The sequence below is a fragment of the Methylomonas montana genome, assembly GCF_030490285.1.
In the GTDB taxonomy this organism is placed as follows: domain Bacteria; phylum Pseudomonadota; class Gammaproteobacteria; order Methylococcales; family Methylomonadaceae; genus Methylomonas; species Methylomonas montana.
The window spans coordinates 4,571,606-4,594,765 of the sequence record NZ_CP129884.1 but is presented as its reverse complement, the minus strand read 5'-3'; the positions used below and the strand labels follow the sequence as shown (position 1 = coordinate 4,594,765).

General features: G+C 54.5%; 18 protein-coding genes. 9 read left to right on the top strand and 9 right to left on the bottom strand.

Translation table 11 applies throughout. The annotated features are described in order from the left end of the window. Window positions 1–4: 4 nt before the first annotated feature. The 5 genes from QZJ86_RS21290 to QZJ86_RS21270 form a co-directional block, all read right to left on the bottom strand. The gene (locus QZJ86_RS21290; protein ID WP_301935589.1) at window positions 5–571 is read right to left on the bottom strand and encodes a YfiR family protein; all 567 of its coding nucleotides are present in this window, start codon (window positions 569–571) and stop codon (window positions 5–7) included. Further along, on the bottom strand, window positions 572–2,479 hold the full coding sequence (locus QZJ86_RS21285; protein WP_301935588.1) for a TonB-dependent receptor plug domain-containing protein: 1,908 nt from the start codon (window positions 2,477–2,479) through the stop codon (window positions 572–574). A gap of 65 nt (window positions 2,480–2,544) precedes the next feature. After that, window positions 2,545–3,576: an IS630 family transposase gene (locus QZJ86_RS21280; protein ID WP_301670818.1), complete on the bottom strand. Its 1,032-nt coding sequence runs from the start codon at window positions 3,574–3,576 to the stop codon at window positions 2,545–2,547. 186 nt (window positions 3,577–3,762) lie between these two features. Continuing rightward, complete coding sequence (locus tag QZJ86_RS21275; RefSeq protein WP_301935587.1) at window positions 3,763–4,380, bottom strand: class I SAM-dependent methyltransferase; 618 nt, start codon at window positions 4,378–4,380, stop codon at window positions 3,763–3,765. 2 nt (window positions 4,381–4,382) lie between these two features. Further along, window positions 4,383–5,351: a Tim44 domain-containing protein gene (locus QZJ86_RS21270; RefSeq protein WP_301935586.1), complete on the bottom strand. Its 969-nt coding sequence runs from the start codon at window positions 5,349–5,351 to the stop codon at window positions 4,383–4,385. Window positions 5,352–5,493: 142 nt separating this feature from the next. On the opposite strand from QZJ86_RS21270, the gene QZJ86_RS21265 reads away from it, so the two are divergent. The 9 genes from QZJ86_RS21265 (at window position 5,494) to QZJ86_RS21225 (ending at window position 13,842) form a co-directional block, all read left to right on the top strand. After that, entirely contained in the window at window positions 5,494–5,883 is a 390-nt protein-coding gene (locus QZJ86_RS21265; protein WP_301935585.1) for a hypothetical protein, read from the top strand. A 129-nt stretch (window positions 5,884–6,012) separates the two neighbouring features. Beyond that, complete coding sequence (locus QZJ86_RS21260; protein ID WP_301935584.1) at window positions 6,013–7,320, top strand: TolC family protein; 1,308 nt, start codon at window positions 6,013–6,015, stop codon at window positions 7,318–7,320. Next, complete coding sequence (locus QZJ86_RS21255; protein WP_301935583.1) at window positions 7,317–8,408, top strand: efflux RND transporter periplasmic adaptor subunit; 1,092 nt, start codon at window positions 7,317–7,319, stop codon at window positions 8,406–8,408. The genes QZJ86_RS21260 and QZJ86_RS21255 overlap by 4 nt, the downstream gene beginning before the upstream one ends. Further along, window positions 8,408–11,470: an efflux RND transporter permease subunit gene (locus QZJ86_RS21250; RefSeq protein ID WP_301935582.1), complete on the top strand. Its 3,063-nt coding sequence runs from the start codon at window positions 8,408–8,410 to the stop codon at window positions 11,468–11,470. Before QZJ86_RS21255 ends, QZJ86_RS21250 begins: the two co-directional genes overlap by 1 nt. After that, complete coding sequence (locus QZJ86_RS21245) at window positions 11,467–11,772, top strand: DUF3240 family protein (RefSeq protein ID WP_301935581.1); 306 nt, start codon at window positions 11,467–11,469, stop codon at window positions 11,770–11,772. Before QZJ86_RS21250 ends, QZJ86_RS21245 begins: the two co-directional genes overlap by 4 nt. Before the next feature lie 98 nt (window positions 11,773–11,870). Then, window positions 11,871–12,581, top strand: a complete 711-nt coding sequence (locus QZJ86_RS21240; protein WP_301935580.1) for a DUF3240 family protein — start codon at window positions 11,871–11,873, stop codon at window positions 12,579–12,581. A 70-nt stretch (window positions 12,582–12,651) separates the two neighbouring features. After that, window positions 12,652–12,894 carry a Rho-binding antiterminator gene (locus QZJ86_RS21235; RefSeq protein ID WP_301935579.1) on the top strand — a complete coding sequence of 81 codons (243 nt, stop codon included), beginning with the start codon at window positions 12,652–12,654 and terminating at the stop codon, window positions 12,892–12,894. A 286-nt stretch (window positions 12,895–13,180) separates the two neighbouring features. Beyond that, window positions 13,181–13,432 carry a type II toxin-antitoxin system Phd/YefM family antitoxin gene (locus QZJ86_RS21230; RefSeq protein ID WP_301935578.1) on the top strand — a complete coding sequence of 84 codons (252 nt, stop codon included), beginning with the start codon at window positions 13,181–13,183 and terminating at the stop codon, window positions 13,430–13,432. After that, window positions 13,429–13,842 (top strand): type II toxin-antitoxin system VapC family toxin, encoded by a 414-nt coding sequence (locus QZJ86_RS21225; protein ID WP_301935577.1) that lies wholly within the window; start codon window positions 13,429–13,431, stop codon window positions 13,840–13,842. The genes QZJ86_RS21230 and QZJ86_RS21225 overlap by 4 nt, the downstream gene beginning before the upstream one ends. Before the next feature lie 230 nt (window positions 13,843–14,072). Here QZJ86_RS21225 and QZJ86_RS21220 read toward each other — a convergent pair whose 3' ends face one another. The 4 genes from QZJ86_RS21220 to QZJ86_RS21205 form a co-directional block, all read right to left on the bottom strand. Beyond that, window positions 14,073–14,531, bottom strand: coding sequence for a hypothetical protein (locus QZJ86_RS21220; RefSeq protein WP_301935576.1), 459 nt, complete (start codon window positions 14,529–14,531; stop codon window positions 14,073–14,075). 407 nt (window positions 14,532–14,938) lie between these two features. Then, window positions 14,939–19,882 (bottom strand): MG2 domain-containing protein, encoded by a 4,944-nt coding sequence (locus tag QZJ86_RS21215; RefSeq protein ID WP_301935575.1) that lies wholly within the window; start codon window positions 19,880–19,882, stop codon window positions 14,939–14,941. Further along, window positions 19,879–21,567 (bottom strand): hypothetical protein, encoded by a 1,689-nt coding sequence (locus QZJ86_RS21210; protein WP_301935574.1) that lies wholly within the window; start codon window positions 21,565–21,567, stop codon window positions 19,879–19,881. Before QZJ86_RS21210 ends, QZJ86_RS21215 begins: the two co-directional genes overlap by 4 nt. Next, entirely contained in the window at window positions 21,537–23,072 is a 1,536-nt protein-coding gene (locus QZJ86_RS21205) for a DUF1175 family protein (protein WP_301935573.1), read from the bottom strand. Before QZJ86_RS21205 ends, QZJ86_RS21210 begins: the two co-directional genes overlap by 31 nt. Between the last annotated feature and the right edge of the window lie 88 nt (window positions 23,073–23,160).

Here is a 23,160-nt window from a genome sequence, read left to right as displayed (position 1 = left end):
GGGATTACTCGATTACCCGAGAACTACGCAGCAGCTTGGAGCTAATCCCCAATCCACTGCGCGTCACATTTTTCAGCCGAATCACCGGTTGAATCCGCATATCTTCGGTCGCTAGACGGATCATGCCGCCACGGTCTTCGAAATCGGCGGTATCGCTGACGGTCAGCACCGGAAAAGCGCGAACGAACTCCAGCGTCGCGGCCAGTATCCTCTCCTGCTGCGCGGGAATATAAATGACATGACATTCGTGTAATTGTGCCGGGACAGGATCGATCAGTAGTTGAATAGCCCTATCATGTACCCGCTCGCCTACGATAAGCCGAGCCAATATGGTGGTTACCGGTGAATTGGCATAACTGCAAAACAGAAAATCCCTATTGGTTTCGGGCCAGGTAACAAAGTAAGCAAAATTATATAGATATGCCGCTTTAAGTTCCGTTTCGTTAAAACGTTGTTCATTTGCTCTGCTGGGATTGACTAGAACCAGGCAACATAGCAGCATCGAGAGCAAATACCGATAAACCCAACCGGTTTTTGCCACGACTTTGCTGAACAAACTTCGATGCCACATTTAATAACGCACCGTGGCTTTAATGTAGTAATTGCGTTCAAATTCGCTGCTGATGACGGCGTTATCGAGATAGGGACTAAATTCGAGGTGCCTATTGTCCAGCAAATTTTGCGCGCCCACCGCAAGTTCGAAATGCAGGTTCGGCTGCCAACCCAGGCGCAAGTCGAGGCGGTGATAGGCTGACACTTGATTGAGCAAACGATCGGTGTAATACCAGTGCGCGTCGAATTCCAACTGATGTGGCAAGTTAAGATAGGAGCTCAGATTGACGCGATTTCTGGCACTATTGCCTTCGGCCACCTCGGCGGCAGTATCGAGACTGCCGTCGCGCCGATGCAAGGCTATTCCAAACAGGCTGTAACTGCCTTGCAAGCGCCAATTCTCGGATGCTCGCCAGTTCACAGCCGTTTCCCAGCCATAGGTTTCGCCCTTGGCTTTGTTGGCAATCAAAAACGGGATAGTGGTATCTTGGCCCGATACTATTGGCGACTGGGGTTCTGTGGTACTGAGTCGGCCATAATCACTATAAAACAGCGTGGTATCAATATTAAAGGCATCGCTGGGGAAAAAGCGATAGCCCAGTTCATAGGTGATGGCGGTTTCCGAGTCGAAATTGTCGTCGCCCAATACGTTAGCGGTAGTGTCGGGCGCTACGTTGAATAGCACATTAAGGTCGTGATCGACCCGGGCCGGTACCCGCACTGCTCTGGATACCGCTCCCCACACGCTGTGCTGTTGACTAGGTATCCACAATAGCCGCGCCGAAGGTTGAATTTCGAAACCGGTGAAATCGTTATGTTCGACTTTGCTGCCGTAAATCAGGCGCAGATCGTCAGCGAAAAAGCGCCATTCGTCCTGAGCGAAGACGTTGAACAAATGCACATCGCGTTGCGTCGGATCGAAATGTAGCAAGGCGACTTTTTGTGCTAGCAGATCGGAGTTGTAGCGGTAACCTGTGCCCCAGGTCAGGTTATGGTCTTGCCAACGGAAATTGTGCTGTAGATCGAAATCGAAAGTACTGCGCCGATAATCCAGCCGACTTTGGTTTCTGACGGCGTGGTCGAAATAACTGCGGATTTGCAAACGGCTATCGTTATCCAGGGTTTGCTGCCAACGCAGCAACACGTTGCCGCCGTATTTCTTGGTATTATCGGCGCTTATCGGCATCGTTGTGTCGATATTACTCAGGGATTGCTGCATGTCGCCGTTGAAATAATCGCCCTGTACGATCAAATTTTTGCGGGCGTCGGGCGCCCAGTCTCCACGAAAGCCGGCGCGGCCCATGTCCAGGCTGTCATTGGCTTTTTCGCCGTTGCCGAAGTGGAAATCCTCGCGATGATTGTATTTGCCGTAAACCCGATAATGAAAATCCGGATTGAGCTGGCCGCCATAGCGAAAGGTGCCGAATCCCGGCTCTTCCTTGCCGGTGCCGCCCGATAGCAATAGGCCTTGTGATTCCTGAGAGGAGCGGGTGACGATGTTGATGACGCCGTTGACGGCGTTCGAGCCCCATAAAGTCGCGCCCGGACCGCGAATTACCTCGATACGGTCGATATCTTCCAGCGGATAATCCTGTTCGTTCCAGTACACCCCGGAGTTCAAAGGGTCGTAAACGGTACGACCGTCCATCATCACTAACAGTTTATTGGCATATATACCGTTAAAGCCGCGGCTACTGATCGCCCATTGATTGGCATCGACTCTAGCGACTTCCAGTCCGGGGACTTTGCGCAACAGTTCCGGTATCGACTGCATCCCGGATCGCCTGATTTCTTCGTGGCTGATGACGAACACCGCCGAAGGCGTTTCGCTGATCGGTTGTTGACTTTTTGAGGCGATGGAAACCGTGCTGGCGCTTAATTCCTGTAGCGACAGGGCTTTGAGATCGGCGAGCGAGTCGTCTGCCACCGCCCGGCTACCGGCTAAAAAGGCCGCACAACAAAGTGTTACTGCTCTTAAAGAAAGTATTGTCACTAACCTGCATATTGACATTCTGGGTGTCTGAAAAAAGATTTCACGACATGTGGGAGTTTCTGTAAGTGATGCATGGCAGATTGAACGAGTTTCTTTAATTCGATTTTATTTTCCGGCATCTGCTTGGCCACGCGTGGTTTGATATAACCCCACACTTGTTCGTCCGGATTCAGTTGTGGCGCATATGGCGGCAGAAAGGCCAACTGCAACCGGCCTTGCTGTTGCTCCACAAACGTTTTAACGATCTTAGCCTTGTGAATCGGATGGCCATCGACGACCAGTATGATCGGCTGTTCAGCGCCACGCAGCAGGCGTTTCAAGAATTCGACAAACACGTCGGCGGTGACGTTGCCTTCCTGGACCATGAAGCGAAAATCGCCCCGCGCACTGACCGCAGAGATCAGATTCAAACCATATCGTCGCCCGGTTGTCTTCACGGTCGGCGTCCGACCGACTGGCGCCCAGGTGGTGCCAGCATGAAAGTCGGAGCGCACGCCGGCTTCGTCGGCAAAATAAATCACTGCACCCGTGCGTTTGGCTTCGGCTTTCAAGGCAGGAAACTCCTCCGACTGCCATTTTTCCACCAAGACCGGGTCCTGCTGCCAAGCCCGATACAAGGGCTTTTGCGGCGTAAAACCCAGCAACCGCATGATCCGTCCCACACTCGGCGCGGTCAGGCGTTTGCCAAACTGGCGATAGATGACTTCCCCGATGAGCGACAAGGTCCACAAGCCAAACTCCAATTTCATTTGCCAGGGTGTTTTGTCCCGCACGGTCTCGGCGATCCAGCGCATTTCGTCGGGCGTCACCAGCGGTGGGCGGCCCGTAATCTTCTTGGCCAGCAGGGCATTTTGACCGCCGGTTGCAAAGTCGGACAACCACCGAAACACCGTGCGAATGTTGACGCCCATCGCTGCCGCCACACTGGCCGCCGTCTGCCCATTTTTCACCGCTTTGACCGCCTGCTGTCGCATCACTTGCAGAGTATGGTGATCAATTTCCCGGCCGTCTGAATCTCGTTTACATTTCATGGAAATATTATCTCATGAATATGGCTTAACTTATTTTAAGAGCAGTATCTGTAGACTCTTGCCCGTCGAATTAAAAAGATTTGCCATAAACTCAGTCATCTACCGCGCAATTAAGCATGGATGCATTGTAGACGGCGGCTGTTAAATAGCGAAAGGCTTTTTAAACAGAGAGTTATCGGTGCTGGCTTACTTGATGGCCCGAATCAACTTGATCATGTCGCTGCTGGCCGGATCCACGAATATTTTTTGAAACGGACAGGCTTGTACGCTTTTCAAGGTTTGCCGATTGATGTTGGCGCCCAAGGTATTGACGACCAGCGGATTCAGCAAATTCATCAATGCCGCGACGGCTTTGTTTGAACTTAATACATGTTCCAGCAACAGGACTTGTCCGCCGGGTTTGCAGACCCGATATAGTTCCTTCAGGCCTTTTCTCGGTTTCGGTACCGAGCAGAATAAGAAACTACCGATCACGGTATCGAAACTGTTGTCGGCGTAATCCAAGGACTGCACATCCATCAGCGCCAGATCGACGGCGATCTGTTTGCGCTGTTGTTTACGTTGCGCCATTGCCAGCATTTTCGGGCTGAAATCGATCGCGGTAATGCGAGCGTCGTCCGGGTAGAACGGGAAGTTTTTCCCGGTTCCCACCCCGACTTCCAGAATATGGGGGCCGGCAGCCTGAGCCCAGAGTTTTTTGCGCAAACTGCGGAACAGCAAGCCCTCCAGAAAGCCCTCCAGGCCGTCGAACCACGGGGCCAGACGGTCGTAGCGCTGCCTGATGGTATTGCTGTCCGCCGACACGCTTAATCTTCCAGTTGTTGAATGCCGTCCAGATACCAGCGGGTTTGCGCGCTGTTTTTCGGTTTGATGAAATGCCAGACTTCCCGCACTTGTTCGGCTTGAGCGTCGTCTTCGCGCATGACGCTATCGAACAGCACCACGGCTTCCAGTTCGGCGCCGACTTCGCGCACGTCCAATAATTCGGAGGACAGTTTCAACACTTCGGTTTTGTTAGCGGCGGTCGACGCGCGCAATTGTTCTTGAATTTCCACGAATACTTTGTCGGTGGTCAAGCCGCGAATCTCGGCTAAGTCGCGGTTGTCCCAGGCGGCTTGCAGGTGGCGGTAAGCACTTTCGGCGCCGCTTAAAAAGGCGCGTTGATCGAAACCCGCCGGCAGATTGCTCGCGTCGAAACTAGCCGGCTGTTGATAATCGTGGTTGCTCGCACCGGCCGTTCTGCCTTTTTTGAACAGAACATCGGTATCGAAACCGGCGGGACCGGTGGTTTGTTGCTGATTTTCCCGGTAATAATTTTGCGGCTCCGGTTGTTGGGGACCTTGGCCGAACGCGCCGCTGGCGGCGGGTTGTTGGCGAGCCTTGGCGGCAAACAGCCGGTACAGCAGATAGGCGATGCCGGCAAACACCAGGATGTCCATCAGATTCAAATTTTCGAAAGCGCCGCCGAAGAACCGCGAACCTAATAATCCGCCCAAGGCCAGACCGCCCAGTAAGCCCATCAGGCCGCCACGGCCGGCCCAGCTTTGCCGTGCCGCTTGATTTTGAGCGGCCGCTTGTTGTTGGCTGGCCGAGCGGGTGGGTTGGCTAGTAGCGCCGCCTGGTGTGGTCGAACGCTGATAGGGTGCGCTGTAACTGGGCTTGCTGCCGAACGATTTACCGCCACCCATACGTTTGGCTTGTACTTCGTGAACACTGCCCAGCAGCAAGGCCAGGGCCATGAATAAGGTTGCCAGAGTACCGATTTTTCTGTTCATAGGGTTTGTTGACCAAAGTGAGTAAGGGTTTGCTGATATTCAGGGTAAAATCGCTAATTTCAAGTAGAATAGCCTTTCGTACCGCCCGGTACAACCGCAGTCTACCGATTAACGAGACTTCACAGACAATCCGAAAACATAAATGGTTGCATATTTGCGTCAATTTCTGGTCATGCTGCTGCTGCTGCTGCAAGTGGCGGCGCCACTAGTGCATGCTCATGTTGGCAAAGATGCTAGCATGCCCGGATTGCATTTGCATGAATTTGAAGTCTTACATATCGGGCAAGAAGGCGCCGGATTGATGGCGATCAATCACGATCTGCAAATCCAACACGGCATCGTCGACCTTGGTTCGGCGATTAAACAACAGCAGCTACTGGATAAGTTGGCGCCGGCTTTATTTTTACCGGCCGCTTTTCCCAGTTTTGCCGTTGAGCGCCAAGTCAGCATCGTTAACTTCCCTCCGCCTATTTCCCGATTTGCGCCGGAACCTTTACTTAGTCACAACAGCTCCCGCGCGCCACCGTTCTGAAAGGGGTATTAATGCTGCTTACGAGATGATTTGTTATCACGCTAAGTCTGCCCCACATTCCGTACAAAACTGTTAAAGGCTACCGGCCATTAGCAGCAGTCTTGTTTAATTATTGTTTTGGAGTGCTATATGAACGGATACCGTCATATTAAATACGGTTTACCTGTTTTATTGTTGGCAACGGCGCCCTGCCTTGCCGAACCGAACGACGGCGGGCGCTTACCCGCGATTAACGCAAATCAGGGTACGGAAAAGCTGATGGTCGAACATCTGGATCCGATCGAAACCGATCCCTCGTTGAGTTTGCCGCAGTTAGTCGATTTGACCTTGGAAAAATACCCGGATCGTTTGATCAACGAAGCGTTGACTCAAGAAGCCGATGCCTTGGCCGAGCGTAGCGACGCCTGGGTGGCGGGTTCGACCGCATTGCAACTGGGGTATATGGACGACCGGATTGCCGACGACCTCGGTTCCCGCGAAGCCTCGGCCCAAGTCGAGATTACCACTTGGAAATGGGGCCAGCGCGAGGCCGGACAGGCGGTAGCCGAGCGCGCCAGTCTATCCGCGCAGAAACAATCGGCGGCGGTCAAGTTGGAGGTGACGCGCTTGGTTAGAGAAGCGTTATGGAATATGGAAATCGCCAACATTGGCTTGCAGCAGGCGCAAAACGCCCTATCCATTTCCGAACAGCTGATGAAAAAAGTCGAACGCCGCGTCGAGTTGGGCGACTTGCCGCGTGCCGATTTATTGTTGGCCAAGGGCGAATATCTGCAAAACCGGGCGCTGGTGACTCAGGCCGAAGCGGAAGTAATGCATAGCCGAAAAGCCTATGCCAGTCTGACCACCTTATCGCGCGTGCCAGGCAATTATCAGGAAAAACAAAGCGGCCTTACCGAAGTGACCACTAATCACCCGATGCTGGAAGCAATTAATGCCGTCATCGAGCGCAAACAGGCAGAAGTGCAATGGACCAAAACCACCGATCCGGTCAATCAACCCAAATTGAGTCTGGGCGCGAAAAGCCAGCGCGATGGCCGTAGCGGACAGGATATCGAGAGTGTCGGTGTCGGCGTGGTGATGCTGTTTGGTGGCGAAGCCTACAATGCCCCGGAAATCGCCAAGGTCAACCTGGAGCTGAACAACGCCAAGGCCACGCGCGAACATCTGTATCGGCAATTGGAGAAAAACCTGCACGAGGCCGAGCATGCGCTGGAAGTGACGAAGGCGGAGCTGGCGATTGCCAACGAATTGAAACAAATCGCCGAAACCCATCTGAAAATGACTGAAATCAGCTTTTCGGCAGGCGAAATCAATCTATTGGACTTATTGAAAATTCAGGCCCGCAGCCTGGAAGCGATCCGTAACGCCAAACTGCAGGAAGCGAAATTGCAGCGCAATATCGCCTTTTACAATCAGGCGGTGGGAGTGCAGCCATGAAAAAGTGCTGGTTTGGTTTGTTGTTGATGCAGACGCTAACCGCATTTGCCCAGGATAAGCAGATCCATATTTCCCAAGAGCAAATCGACAATCTGGACATCAAGGTTGCCGCGCTCAGTGCCAGTCGGCAAATTCCGTTGTTTTACGCGCCGGGAAAAGTGGTGGTACCCGCCGATCACGAAGTGTTGATCAGCAGTAGCCAACCGGGTTTGGTCACCCAGTTGCCGGCCAATATTGGTGACAAAATACGCAAGGGTCAGCTATTGGCACAGTTGAATAGCCCGGAACTGGTTGGCTTACAACAAGCCTTTTTAATAGCCAATAGCGAACTGAATTTATCCGGATTGGAACGGCGCCGCGATCAAAAACTATTGCAGGAAGGCGTGATCGCCGAGCGGCGCTGGCAGGAAACCCAGATGCTGCACGGCAGCAAATCGGCCAAGGCTGATGAAGCCCGGCAATTGCTGCTGTTGGCCGGCATGTCGGCCGCCGAGATTAAAAACTTGGGGCAAACCCGCAAACTCGACAACCGCTTGAATATCCGCGCGTCTATCGACGGCGTGGTACTGGAACGTCTGACCAGTCTGGGCGCGCGCCTGGATGTGCAGGCGCCACTGTACCGGGTTGCCGATTTGTCCGAACTTTGGCTGGAAATCAACATTCCTCAGGAACGCTTGAGCAATATTCATGTCGGCGATTCGGTGCGGCTGGAAGACAGCGAAATCAGCGCGCGGATCAGCCTGTTGGGGCAAAGCGTCAACCGCGAGAACCAGACGGTATTGGCTAGAGCCGTGATCGACGGTAGCGCCGAAGACCTGCGGGTTGGGCAGAACGTCAACGTGCAGATCATGCAAAACAGCGCACAGACCGGCTTTATCGTCCCTAATACCGCGATTGCCCAGAACGAAGGCCATGCCTATGTTTTTGTGCGTAACCCGGACGGTTTCGCGGTGACCGAAGTCACGGTCACCGGCAAACAGGAAGCCGATTCGCTGATTAGCGGCCCCTTATCCGCTAGCGAGCAAATCGCCATAAAAGGCGCGGTGGCCTTAAAAGCTACTTGGCTGGGTCTTGGCGGTGACGAGTAATGGCCGGGTTGATTCGCTTTGCATTAACCCAACGCTTATTGATTCTGCTCGGCGTATTGCTGCTGGCGGGTGGCGGTTATTATGCCGTTAAGCATATCCCTATCGACGCATTTCCGGAGGTGTCGCCGACCCAGGTCAAGATTATCGTCAAAGCCAACGGCATGACGCCGGAAGAGGTGGAAGCGCGGATTACCGCGCCGATCGAGGTGGAACTGCTGGGCATTCCGCATCAAACCATGCTGCGTTCGCTGGCCAAATACGCGATTACCGACATCACCTTGGATTTTGAAGAAGGTACCGATATTTACTGGGCTCGGCAACAGGTCGCCGAACGTCTGAATACGCTTTGGGGCAATCTGCCGGAAGGCGTGCAAGGCGGCATCGCGCCGATGACTACCCCGTTGGGGGAAATGTTCATGTTTGCGATCGAGGGAGGCGATCTGAGTCTGATGCAGCGCCGAGAGTTGCTGGACTGGACCATACGCCCTGCTTTGCGTACCGTAAGCGGTGTGGCGGATGTCAATGCGTTGGGTGGTTTAGTTCGCAGTTTTGAGGTGGTGCCCGACAATATCCGGATGGCGGCTCGCAATATCGATACTCAGCAACTGATGGCCGCCTTGCAAAACAATAACCGCAACGACGGTGCCGGCCGGCTGACCGAGGGTGAGGAAGCCTTGATCGTGCGTGCCGAGGGCCGCATCAAAAACGAACAGGATGTGAAAGCCATTGTGGTGGCACAGCATCAAGGGATGCCAATCAGGGTGGAGGATATTGCCGATGTCCGCATCGGCGCGCTGACCCGCTATGGCGCGGTCAGTAAGGATGGCAACGGCGAGGCAGTTACCGCTGTTGTGTTGAGCCTGCGCGGCGCCAATGCCCGGCAGACCATCGAGCAACTGGAAAGCAAGTTGGCGGAATTGCAACCCGGTTTGCCGGAAGGTGTGCGCCTCAATGTGTTTTATAACCGCGGCGTGTTGGTTGGCAAGGCGGTAGACACCGTATCCAAGGCCTTGATGGAAGCCATTGTGCTGGTGGTGGTATTGCTGATCCTGTTTCTGGGCGATTTGCGGGCGGCGCTAACCGTAGCATTGGCCTTGCCGATGGCGGCGCTGGTGACCTTCATCCTGATGCATGCGTTCGGTATGTCGGCCAATCTGATGAGTCTGGGTGGTCTGGCGATCGCGATCGGCATGCTGGTGGACGGCGCGGTGGTGGTCGTGGAAAACGTCATTACCCAACTGGCCGATCATCACAAGGCCGAGCGTTTGCCGCGCTTGCATCTGATTTACCGGGCTACCCGCGAAGTGGCGGTGCCGGTTACCTCGGGGATCTTGATCATCATCATCGTGTTTTTGCCGCTGTTGACCTTGCAGGGACTGGAAGGCAAATTGTTCGGGCCGGTGGCGATGACTATCGTATTTGCCTTGAGCGGTTCCTTGATTCTGTCTTTAACCGTGATCCCGGTGCTGGCCTCGTTGCTGCTGAAACAGGTGTCTCACGAAGAACCCTGGCTACCGCGCAAATTGTTGCAGTGGTATCAGCCTATCCTGGTCTGGTGTCTGGAGAACAGTAAAAAAGTCTTTATCGGTGCCGGGGCGATGCTGGCGGCTAGTCTGCTGGTGTTTACCCAGATCGGCAGCACTTTCATGCCGACGATGGACGAAGGCGACATCATCATCCAGCTGGAGAAATTGCCGTCGATTACCTTGCTGGATTCGGTAGCGCTGGACGGCCGAGTACAGAAAAACATTCTCGAGCATATTCCGGAAGTACAGACCGTGGTTTCCAGGGTCGGCACCGACGAATTGGGCCTGGACCCGATGAGCTTGAACGATACCGATACTTTTTTGATCCTGAAGCCCAAATCGGAATGGCGGATGGACAGCAAGGAAGGGTTGATCGAGGAAATTCGCAAAATCATGCCGCACACGCCGGGAATTGCCTTCGGTTTTACGCAGCCTATCGAAATGCGGGTCTCGGAAATGTTGACCGGTACCCGCGGCGATGTCGCGATCAAATTATTCGGTACCGATCTGGATACGCTCAATCATAAAGCCGAACAAATCGAAACGGTGCTGAAAACCATCCCTGGCTCCAGCGACGTGTTCACCCGTAAAAACGAAGGCATGCAGTTCTTGCAGCTCAGTATTGACCGCGAAGCCGCCGGCCGTTTCGGGCTGGACGGCAATAGTATTGAAAATATGCTGCGTGCCCAAATCGAAGGTGTACAGCTAGGTATTGTGCAGGAGGGCGTCAAGCGCACACCTTTGCTGCTGCGCGGAGATAGTAACACCGCCAATTTCGATAATCTGCAAATCAGTTTGCCCAATGGCGGCCATGTGCCGATTACCGCCGTCGCCAAAATTCAAGCGGTGGAAGGGGTGGTCTCGATAGGTCGTGAAAAAGGCCAACGTTTCGTGGTGATTCGTAGCAATGTGGAAGGTCGAGATTTGGTCGGTTTTGTCGATGAGGCGCGCAAGGCGGTGGCGGAAAGAGTCGAACTGCCCAACGGTTTTCATGTCGAGTTCGGCGGCCAATTCGAAAACCAGCAACGCGCGTCCGCGCGGCTGACGTTGGTGATTCCGCTGTCGCTGGGATTGATATTCCTGCTGCTGTTTTCTACCTTTGGTTCGGTGCGGCAGGCGGTGCTGGTGCTATCCAATATTCCGTTGGCGATGATAGGCGGGGTGTTCGCGCTGTGGCTATCCGGCGAATATCTGTCGGTGCCGGCCTCGGTCGGTTTCATCGCGCTGCTGGGTATCGCGGTATTGAACGGTGTGGTGATGGTCAGTTATTTCAATCAGCTCTGTGCGACGGGCATGGAGTTGTCACGGGTGGTGATTATCGGTTCCGGGCGGCGTTTACGGCCGGTGTTGATGACCGCCAGCATCGCGGCGTTCGGCTTGGTTCCGCTGCTGTTCGCCTCCGGGCCCGGTTCGGAAATCCAGCGGCCACTGGCTATCGTCGTTACCGGCGGTTTGTTATCTTCGACCTTGTTAACGCTAATCTTGTTGCCGATACTCTATCGATTATTCGGCCGTAACCCGGAGAACTGCGAATGAGTCACGAGGCATTTTTACTGACCTTGAACGTCTCGCCCAGCCTGGAAGAGGCTATGGTCGATTGTCTGTTGTCCTTGGCGTGGCGGCAAGGCTTCACCAGTTTTCCGGCCAATGTTCACGATCACGATCACCAAGGCTTGTCGCTGGCGGAACAGGTCGCCGGACATCAACGCAAAATCCGCTTTCAAATGTACGTCGAAAAACAAAACATTTCTGCATTATTGACTAAGCTAAAAGAGGATTTTGCCGGCGCAGGGCTACATTACTGGCTGGTGCCGGCCATTGAACAGGGCCTGATCTGAGCATAAAGTATGCAGAAATGGATAGGGGATGCTACAGTTGAGGCGAACAGCAGTTAAACATTTTTGAATGAGCTAAATTCATTGCCATACAAAGCCCTATGAATATTTTTTTGCGACGAATTCCTGCTAACACCCGGCATACTGAGATTTCCGAATTTGTGGCCCCTGCTTTGAAAAGTGGCTGGTTTAGGAAGTCGGGGCGCATCGTCGATGTGGAAATATTGGCGTTGCAGGATACTCGAGTAGGTACGATCGAATATCATGGCTTGGTGACCCTGGATTCCGAATTGACCGTGCAAAGAGTCGTAAAAGGCTTAAAGAATCGACGCTTTAACGGCAGAATGGTGGTGGTTAGACCGTATTATCACCGCAGTTGGTATAACGACCCCAGGCAAAATCAGCTAGCCGTTCCCGCTGATTTTATAGAAAAGCGCAAAGGCGACCGCCGACGAGGCAGGTATCTGCAGGTCATCAAAAACGCCTCCGATCGCTTTAATAGCGAAGACGATTTTTTCAAAACCGTCAATCATCAGCAGTTCTCGATTTCGTTTATTGTGCCGCCGGCATTGGAATCCGCGGTGATGGAATGTCTGTCCAGTTTTGAGTCCGAGCAAATTAACGGCGATGTCGAACATAGGCTGACCAAGTTTCTCACCGAGACTGAAAATGTCGAACAACAAACCGCTCGTTTTCAGATTTATGCCGAAAAAATAGCGATTGCGGTGTTGCTGGAAAAGTTGAAGGCCGAATTTGCCGGTTCCGGTATCCATTATTGGATTATCCCGGTGGTGGAGAAAGGCGAAATTTAGCGAAGCGGCGGCGTTTCTTTAATAAGCACTCAAAGCAACCGAATAAAGCCGTCGCCGAATTAATACCTCCATGGCTCAGTGCTCTATCTCTTGCGAACTTCATGACTACCTGGAAATAGCCTGCATGTACGGCTATCAGGTCAGGCTTATCTTAAAAGACCAGCAAATCTTAGAAGGCAAGGCTATCGACACGATGACCAGCGCCGAAAAGCGTGAATATTTGATCGTCGACGATAGTCGGATCGAACTCAATCGGATCGAGAAACTACAGGTATTGACGCCCCATGCCAAATTTGGGGAGGTCGTGTTCTGAGGGATGGCCGGTGGGCGGAAAGCAGCGCCTACCATTCTCGGCTTTGTGATCGTCAATCTTGCTTCCCATCGGCATTAAGCCGAGGCAAAGATGTGCAAAATCAGCGGAATAAATCCTCCGTGCGCGAACCGGAACGTTTAACCGAGCTTGGGGAGTTGGATTCCACCTATGGTCAGCCAAATCCAATGCCGGTGCTCAGAATCCGGACAGAATCAAAGGACATGATTTGCTCTTAAAATAGTTAACCTTTAAAATCTGACCAGACTGGTTAGATTTGGAGTTGATTATGCATACTTGGCAAATTCAGGAGGCGAAAGCGCGCCTTTCCACCGTATTACGCCATGCCGAACAGGAGGGGCCGCAGGAAATCACCCATCACGGTCGTTCTGTTGCGGTACTGCTCTCGCGCGTCGACTACGACCGACTCACGGGTAATCGCCAGTCGCTGGTCGAATTCATGCGGCGTTCGCCGCTTTATGATCAGGACGATCTTGTGATTGAACGCGATGTCAGTCTGACCCGAGAACTCGAACTATGAGTTATTTGATCGATACCAACGTGTTATCGGAATTACGTCGCCGTGAACCCAATCGGGGCGTCGTCGAATGGTTCGAACAGCGGCCGGCCACCACGCTCTATCTCAGCGTATTGACCTTGGGCGAAATCCGCAAAGGCATTGATGGGTTGATCAACGATGATCGCCAGCTCAAATTGCTGGATTGGCTGGAAGTGGAACTGCCCCAGTTTTTTTCCGGCCGGATTTTGAGTGTGGATGCCCACGTTGCCGACCGTTGGGGGCGATTGATTGCCCAAATGGGCCGCCCCATCCCGGCCGTCGATAGTCTGCTTGCAGCCACCGCGCTGACACATGGACTGAAACTGGTGACCCGTAATGTGCGTGACTTCAATTACCCTGAACTCGACGTCATCAATCCTTGGCGAGATTGAGTTCCTGGACTATGCGATTTGCCGGTTAACCATCGTTCCCACGCTCCGCGTGGAAACGCAGCTTCGGACGCTCTAGCGTCCTCCTGGACTAGACAAACATGGGTAGAAGCCGCTACGTCATCACCGAAACCGCCCAACTTCATTTCATGACCTGCACGGTAAAGGTTTCCATATATGAACTTATACATTCGTCCGATTAGGCTTCGCTAATCGGACCTACGGCCCTAATATTAGGGAGTGGCAAAACACTCTAGCGAGTTAAAATCAATTTTACCAGTTGATGGGTTGCCCAAAAAACTAAACCCAATACTCCATTGCTCCGATTTTTTGGACGAAAAAAAATAAAGACGACAAAATTGATCAATACTCTGTCCCTTTACTTTTGTACAGTCCGACTTTATTTTGATGTTATCCGACATGCGCACCGAATATGCCAGTATTTCGGACAGTTCTTGGTTAATCTTTAACGGCCTTACTTTGGAAAGACAATAGTCCGGCTGATTGGCTATGTCAACGTTGCCGTGGGCGGCTAATTCTTTCGAAAATAATCCGGCTGAATTGATTTGTTTTTGAAGGCTATTATCTGGGTTTGCCAATATTGAAGTAGATAGAAGCGCCATGAAAACGCCAATTTGCCAGCGATGATTATTTTGGGAAAGTTGCATATAACGCCACCGTACCTTTTCCATACAAGTTTCCAATATCCACGCTCGGGGCAATTATTAAATAGATCATTTACTCGCATTGTTCGGCCCGATTCAACATCTTTTCTGGTCTCGAACTTCATGCTATTACAAAGCTGCCCAATTCTAAAGCCAAGCACATGACTGACGAAATGCGCACAATGGTTGTGTTCATCACCAGTGGTCCCAAAGCTCCCACAAAAATCCTCAACCTTGTTTCCGACATAACCATCAAGAAACTCTTTAGTAATATTCTTTGGAAAATCTTTGGTAGGCAAAATAATGGTCATTTATGTGCTCTATTTTTGATTGAAAATCGGTTAAAGCCCGTTAGTGAGAGCAAAGTCCTACACAGGCAACCCGAAAGGCGGAACGCGCCAGCGGTTCCAACAGGCGAATTGCTCAACGTCCCCCTACCTGACACTCACCCGCCCCGCCAAACTATTCCCCTGCACCGCCTCGTTATACATATCAAGCCCGGTCGCCGGTGGAATTGCGGCGTTGCCGGCTCTGGCGACTCGCCAGACCTGATACAGGGTCAATTCGCCTCCGGCTTGTAGCTTGGCGACGCGGACGATGCGGTCCGGGTAACGCTGGGTTTCCTTGATGTTGGCCCAGTAGCTGTCGTCCTTCGCTTGGATTTTGGCATCGGCCAAATAGGTTTCATCGCTTTCCTGGCCTTCCGCCAAGCTGGGGATGCCGTCTTCAATCACCACAAACTCGCTGCCGGGTGCCGGCCGGCCGGCATCGACACTGCGTTTGACGTGAACCTCGCTGACCACCACATCGCCGGGTTTCAAGGCCTGACTCATATCGATCAACTCGCTGCCTTTGGCGGTGATGCGGCGGAAGCTGCGCTGTACCTCCAGACCGGCGGCGCGGGCAGCGACGGCTGGATAGGGCACTTCGACAGCCACTGTGGCACTGGCGATATCGTCGGCATTCAGCTCGGCAAGATGAATTTCGCTGAGGTCCGGGCTATCGCCAAAACGGCTGAAGTTACCCAGATAGCCGCCGGGTATGCGCTGCAACGTACCCAACACGAAGCCGTCCTTACTGCTGACCGAAATGCTGCGGGCATTCTGCTTGGCCGCTGCCGCCGCTTCCTTGCTGAGCAATTCCCGGCTGTTGAAGATCACCTGCGCGGTGTCGTACGTCGATTGCCAATAGCCATTTTGCTGGGTTTGCAACAACCAGCGTTTCAGCTTGGCTTCCAGTGCCGGTGGCAGCGCCTGCGCATCGTTTAATGCACCCAGGCCAGCCGAGATCAGACTGGGCACGCCAAATCCGAAGCCCAAGCTGTCGTATAGCTCGCCGCGCTGTTGCTGATAACTGGCTGGATCTATGGTATCCAGCGCCAGCTGTAAACGTTTGATCAAATCGTTTTTAAGCTGTGGCCGGTCTTTGAACTGCTGGTTAAAGCTGTGCCAGTTCTGATTCTCGTAGGCTTTGACGATACGCACAGCGGCGACCAACTCGCCCGCGCCGGCATGGGCATCAGCAAGCACTTTCTCGACAAAATCGGCCTGCTGTTGCCAGGGCGCGTTGTAAGCATAGCCAACCGTCGCGAAGCCGCTCAATACAAAACCATCCGCCGCCGCGTTGCCCTCGGCGTGATTGTTCAGCCAGTCCATACCCTTGAAATAGGCGTTATTCACGCCCTCCACTTGCAAGTCGTTGGCGTATTTCAAGGCTTGCATCGCAATCAAAGTCACCGGCACCGTGGCTTCGCTGTCGCTGGGCCACAACGCAAAGCCGCCGTCGGTTTTTTGGTTTTGAATGAGCTTACGAATGCCCAGCGCCGCGTTCTGCTTGGCGCGATTCAAAGTGTTTTCCAGCGGACCCAATTGCTCGGGTTTCAGGCCGGCGCGCTCGATCAAGTCCATCAATACCAGATTTGGCACGGTGCTGTGCGCCAGCTGCTCGGTGCAACCGTAAGGGTATTGCACCAGCATGGCCGCTGCTTGCAGCGCGGCACCCAATAGACCAGAGTTGACTCGCACCGTCACTTGCCGAGGCTGGAATTGCGCGGGTAAATCGACGCGCAGCAGATTATCCTGCTGAACGCTGCTGTAAACCTGCGGCAGCGCGGCGGCTTTTAATGGAATCTCGAACTCTTCGGCACCGCCGACCCGCACACCAGCCGGCGCGGTCAAAGCCACCTTAAGCGCCGGTGCACCTTGCCGGTCATTGGCGCTCAAGCGTAACGGCCACAATTGTTCGGCTTTCGCAGCCAATTCGGCTTGGGGTTCGATTTCGCCGCTTTGCAAAGGCAAACTGTCCGGCAAGCTGATGCTGCCGGCCAATGTCACCGGCTGAGCCAAGTGATTGGTCAGTTTCACCGCTACGTCCACCTCGTCGCCCTGCCGCAAAAATTGCGGGCCGACCATATCCACCGCCACATCGGTGACGCTACGGAATTGGCCGGTGGTCTCGCCGATACGGCCGTCCTTGTCGCTGGCTACCGCCGTGACCAGCCATTCGGTCACATTAGCCGGCATGTCCACATCAATGGTGGTATTGCCTTTCGCGTCGGTGATCACGTGCGGAAACCAGCCGGCGGTGTCGCGCATGGCTTTTTTCGCCAACTTGCTTTGGCTTTTCAAGGCGCTGAGCGAGAAATTGGGTTTACGCAGTAAGTCGGCGTAGCCGTAGCCTTGCAGATCGTCGGAATAGAAGGTCGCTAAATTGCTGCGTTGCAACGGATAGAAAAAGTCGAAAACGCCGGGACGGAACTCTGCTTGCACCGCATACACGGCGCGGTCGACGATGGATACTGCGATTTCGGTATTCGCCGCCGGGCTGCCGTCGGCGCGTTTGACTTGTAGCTTGATCTTGGTTGGTTTCAGCGGCTCGGTTTCGGCTTTTTCCGGCTCGATGACGATTTGCAAACGCTTTTCCCAAGGCACGATTCTAAAACCCAGCGTTTGTTCCTTGTATTTGCCGCCGGCCATCGGCACCGTGACGGTGTGGTAAAAACCGGTGCCGTATTCGGGTTTGGCGGTCACTTCAAACCAGCGGCTGCGGCCTTGAACTGGTGCGCTGCGGCTGTCGAATAAGTGCGCGCCGGCCACGGTTTCCCAGATGGCGCCGCTCTCGTTATTACCCCAGGCCTTGGGCAACAAGGCAAACACCTTGGCTTGTTCGCCGGGGCTGAGGATGGTGGTGGGCGTGTACAGTTCCAGTTCCGGATTGTCGGCCACCGCTTCGCCGCCGCTGCCGGCGACGATCAAAGTGCTGGGCTGCGAGCTGGCCGGATGGTTTAAATTACGGCCAGCCAGGCTTTCTAAACGGGCCACGGCGGTGAGCCGGCCAAATTCTTTCAAGGCCGGAATGGTCAGTTTTTGCTGACCGCGTTCGTCAGTCGCAAAATCCAGTTTCACCAAGCTGCGCTTACCGCTGCCCGGCTGTTCCAGCATCACATCAACCACGCCGCCGGCTTTGGCAGCCGGTTTGCCGTCGGCATAGCTGGATTGCAACAGCAATTGTAAATCCTGATCGCCGACCGTTGCGACGGTTTTATTAAAACGTACAGCAGGTTGAGCCTCCGACAGTGTCGCATAAATGCTGTCGGTCAAAATCGCATTGCCGCCGGCCGCATCCTGGGCGCGGACCATCAAGGAATAAATCCATTCCTGATCCGGCTTTTCTTGGTCCGCTGCCGGCACAGTAAACTCGAAGCTGCCGTCGCCGCTTTCGTCCAGTTTGGCGGCGGTTTCCCAAGGGTTGCTGGCATCGACAGCCTGGCGCTCTTCTATCGAGCTGTACAGACGTTGCGGTTGCGTCAACGGCGCGGCGGATTTGACCTGGCCGAAATAGTCGTTGCCGGCGGTTAAACCCGCGCCGGCTTCCGTGACAAATTGCGGGGCTTCGAATTTTTTCCGGTACAGAAACACTTCGAATTTGACGTTCTGCGGCACACCGCCGCTGTAGCGTTTGGCGCGGAATTTTAGACTGAACGGCTGGCCGGCCTGCACCACCGGGCTGCGATCCAGCCATTCCAGGTAAAACGTGGGTTTGATGTAATCACGCACCCGGAACTCGCCGCCGTAGGCTTTGTGGTCGATCTCGGCCAGCAAGCGATACAAACCCGGCGTCTGGCTGGGATCGAGATCGAAACTTCCGGAGAACGAGCCGAAATCGGTGAGCTGGGTTTGGCTCTGCAAGCCGGTGGCATTGCCGTCGGCACGCAGCAAGGACACGTCGGTTTGTTTGGATTGAAAGGCCGGAATCCGCAACTGGCCGTCCTGTAAATTGCGGACGATGCCTTTGTAATAAAAGGTTTCGCCAGGCTTGAAAATCGGCCGGTCGGTCATCACGAATACCGAGTCGTCCTTGGCTTGGGTCGGCAAGAAGTCGGTAGCGGTCAGCGCGGTGCGCGCTGCTTCGCCAGGCTTGGCAGCCGGCGCATCCACTCGCACCAACAATTTACCGTCCAACACGCCTTCCGGGTTGTTAAAACTCAGTTCGCCGGCGGCGTTGGTGCTGGCCGGAAAGGTTTGCCACCGGCCGCGGCCATCGCGGTAACTGACTTGGGCGCCAGCCACGGGTTGTAAGTCGCGGTTCATCGCCCGCACCAGCAATTGCTCGCTGGATTGCTTGACCTGCACCGCCAGACTGCTGACCTGAATCAGGCATTGTGCTTCGTTCTTGCCTTGCACCGCTTGCAGCAAATAAATCCCGTCCGGCAGCGGATCGAGCGCAACTTGCCTAACCTTATACCGGTGTTCGCTCCAGGTATCCTCGTTAAACCACCAGCCCAAATCGTGAGTAGCTTGCCCATTGTGCAGCAAATCCAGATAGCTCTCTTTCATTACCTTAAAACCTTTCGGCGCCGCGACCAGGACCTGCTGTGGCACGGATACCAACGGTTTTTCGGTGATGGTCAACACTGAGCCGCTGAAGTTGGTTTCCTTTAAGGATTTACGAAACTCGACGTCTATCATGCCGCGAAACAGCTTCAACGGCGATTGGGCATTGTTCAGACCCTTGGCGAAATAATGGCCTGGATTCAGTTCGCTAACCGGTTGCTCGTAACTGCGGCTGACGTTGAACTGGCCGTCCAGGAAGCTTTCCAGCTTATCGGACTTTAGTACCCGGATCAGCATGGGTTGATCGGTGACGGTGTAGTCGAGGCGGATGTTGGGCGATTCCTGATTGCTGAAGCTGCGCTCGGCGGTCAAATAGAATGGGCTGCCGGCCTGTGCCGAACAGGACATCACCAAAGCCAGCACTAACAATGTCAGATTAAACAACAAGGAATAATCCTTATGACCATCGTTGGCCAAAATTTTGAGCCAGAGGTTGCGAAGATCGCTAAACCATATCCAAGCCGGTATTAATCTGTAGTTGGTCATTGCAGCTCCCCTTGGCTGATGGGCCTTCCTTCCAACGTAATCGCATCGGTGTTTGTTACTCTTCCCGCATAACTCAATATCGGCAGACTGCCAAACAGCTTATCTCCCTGCTGTCGCATCGCCACTTTAGCGGCCTCGTAGTCCTGTTGCCAGCGGGGCGCAAATTCGTTAGCCTCCTGCCGGTTGCCGGCACCGCCAGCCAGGAACAGCTCACGGATCGCCGCGCCGGGGTTGACGAACGCGGTGAGTTGCGCGCTTTGCCAGCGCTGTTTCTCGGCGCCGCGCTGCCAATCCAACGGGCTTAAGGACTGTTTGTTGCAAGCATCTTTCATGCGGGTCAACAGGCTTTCCGAGCTGGCAGCCAGAAACAGACTGCCGCCGGCGCATTCGGCGCCCAGCTCTGGTTTGCTGAGATATTGCGAGTAGGCTGCGCTGGCTTGCGGTTGCGTGGGATTTGCGATGATGATGCCTACTGCGCCGGCCGGGCTGTCGGCGGTAAAGTCCCAAACCAAGCCCACACCCGCTGGTTCGGAGCTTGGTGGATTGGCTGACGGGCCTTCATTTGCCAGCGTGCGCCAATCGTCGATGGTCAGTTCTGGCGATAACGACAAACTGGCGGCAGCGCCGGCAAACGCGTCGTGCGGGATGCTGGCGAGCACGCCTTCGAATAATTGATCGTGCAATTGTTTTTGCCAGGGGCTGGCCGGCAGATTCAGCGTACCCAATTGGCCGTCTTTTAACGCAAAATCCCATTGCAATGAATAAGTCGGTGAACCGGCCAACACCGGTAATAAATGGTCGACAAAAGCCTCGGTGCGCAACGTCAAACTCAGCGGCGCATCGCTGTGGCGGGTTTTCGGGGCGACGCTGTCGATCACATTCAATAGCGTCTCCAGGCTTTGCGCCAGATAAATGCGCTCGCGGAATTGGGTAAAAAACAGCTTTTGCAGACCGATGCGGGTTTCCAAAATCGGTTCCGGCATTTTGGCGATGCGGTAACCGCTGGTCGCCAAGACTCCGGCCAAGGCCGGCATGGCCTGATCGGCAAACTGACTGTTGCTACGGGAATAGCTGATCACCCAACCCTGGCTGGCATGGGCCATGTCGTAATGCAGCTCGGCATTGGCGGCCACCGCATCGCGCAGCAACTGCGCCAAAAACTCGCCTTGCAAACCTTGTAAATTGAGTTGCTCGGCCTTGACTTTCAGGCTTTGTAACAGACCGAAAAACAAGCCTTGCACGAAGCGGTTTTCGATCATGCCTTGCACTTGCGCTTGCGTATCCCACCAGTTTAAAAACGCCTCGCCCTGGTTAAAATGCAGGGTAAAGGCTACCGGATGCTTCTTCACGTACCAGGCCGCCTGTTTTGGGCAATCGGCCGGGCGTTGCACGGTGACATCCACGGCGGTCGCCGAGCCGACATCGCCGCCGGTCAAGGCCGGGCAATGGTCGTCGCCATTCGGTACTTCATCGTTGCTGCCGACCAGCGAAGTGCTGGCGTCCAAGTCGTTATTGGCGGAATCGCGCAATTTCACGGTCAAATCCAGCAAGGGCAGACCGGCGCGCATCAAGCGGCTCAATGGTTGTCGGGAATAATCCTGATAGGCGACGATGCCGGCGGTAGCGGTCAGCACCGCCACCGAGGCAATCACGGTCAGGCGTTTTGCGGGGCTAAGCGGTTCCATTCGTACACTCCAAGGAAATAGGGATTTTCCGGGCGGGGAATCCAGACCGGATCAGGCGATTGCAATAATTCGGCGACGCTGACCACCCGCACCTGGGCCTCATCGCCCTGGGCACCGTTGTGGTACACGGCCAGATTTTCCGGATGACCGGCGGCGAACAGCATCAAGTGGTAGGGTTCGTCGTTGATCAGGGGTTTTTGGTAGACCAGCAAGTCGCCGCTTTGCGCGGCCGCCAGATCGCGGGATTTCAAACGAAAGTTGTAGCCAATCAGGGTTTCGGCGTCGGCGAAATGGCCGTAGCGCGGTTGACCTTTAGTCAAGCCGGTCTGCCAGATTTGCGGATAGTCCGGTAGTGCTTTGCGGGCCTGCTCGGATAAGGGCGGCAATTTCAGTTTAGGCGGCACACCGAGTTTGGCGGTGCGCGCGGCGTCGCGCGGTTCTAAAGCGGTGCGATAAGCAAATCTCACCAGACCGGCGCAGTCGCGTTGCTTGGGTTCCCAGAGCGGGCTGAGTTTGCGGGCTTGCAGCAGGGCTACGCCGGTAACGACTTGGCGCAACGCGTCGGCGTCTTGCGGCGGTAAATAACCCAACTCTTCCGGGCTGTCCTCGGCTTCGCCTTCCCGCTTGGGTTCGCGTTTGATGTATTCCTTTACTTCCGCCGGCATGTCGCGTTCGGCATCCTGGCCGGGTACATAGATTTTCGCTGGCTGACGGTTACCCTGGATCACTACATAAGCCAGGGTTTTGGTTTCACCCGGCCGAGCCAGCGGCTTTTGTACCCGGCGCCGGCTTTCGGTAGGTAGGCCTTCGTCGAGGATGATGTCCAGATTGGCCAAGGTATGCTGCACCGCGCCGCCCGGCCAATAGTTGGTGTCGATACGAAACACGCCGATCGGCGGGGCCGGATGCACGTACAGATAGGGCCCATAGCCGGCCTGGTCGAAATTGTCGCCGTTTTGGTTCAGGAAAAAGATGCCGCCGCTGTTGGAATTGGTATCGGCCCAATACACGTGGCTGTTGTCCGGCTCGTAGATGTGCAAATCAGTGTAGACGCCGTCGCTGTCGCTAGTTAACACCACTTTCAAACCTATCGAAGAAATCACCGCATCGACCGTGGTCGAAGCTTTGGCGACGCCGGCGCTGTTGGCACATTCGGCAATCACGGTGTTCTTGCCCTTTGCAGCCGGAAAGGCGCGGGAGAAGCTGCCGTTGGCATTGCGCACGTAATAGCGCACACCGTTGATATTGACCACTATCGGGTCGGCAGTTGGATCGGAACAGGTGCCGGCCACGGTGATCTGCAAGCCGCTGGTCCAGCCGCCGGCTGGCTTGCTCAGCGTCAGGGTTGGTGGGGCGGGACTCGACGAAACCGGATGTTGTTGACCACGCCGAGCCAGAATGTCGGGGTCGTCGCTCGGCGCCGCCAAGCATGAGGCCGATAAAGTCAGCAGCCAGATCGAAAAGCAAGCAAGCCGCTGGGTATCGAGCAAGTTCAATATCCGCATCAAAGCCTCCATTGGGCTGTGGGAATTTATACAAGGTTTGAAATGTAGCAATCAAATCGGCTAACGGCAAATCTGCTGGACCGCGTTT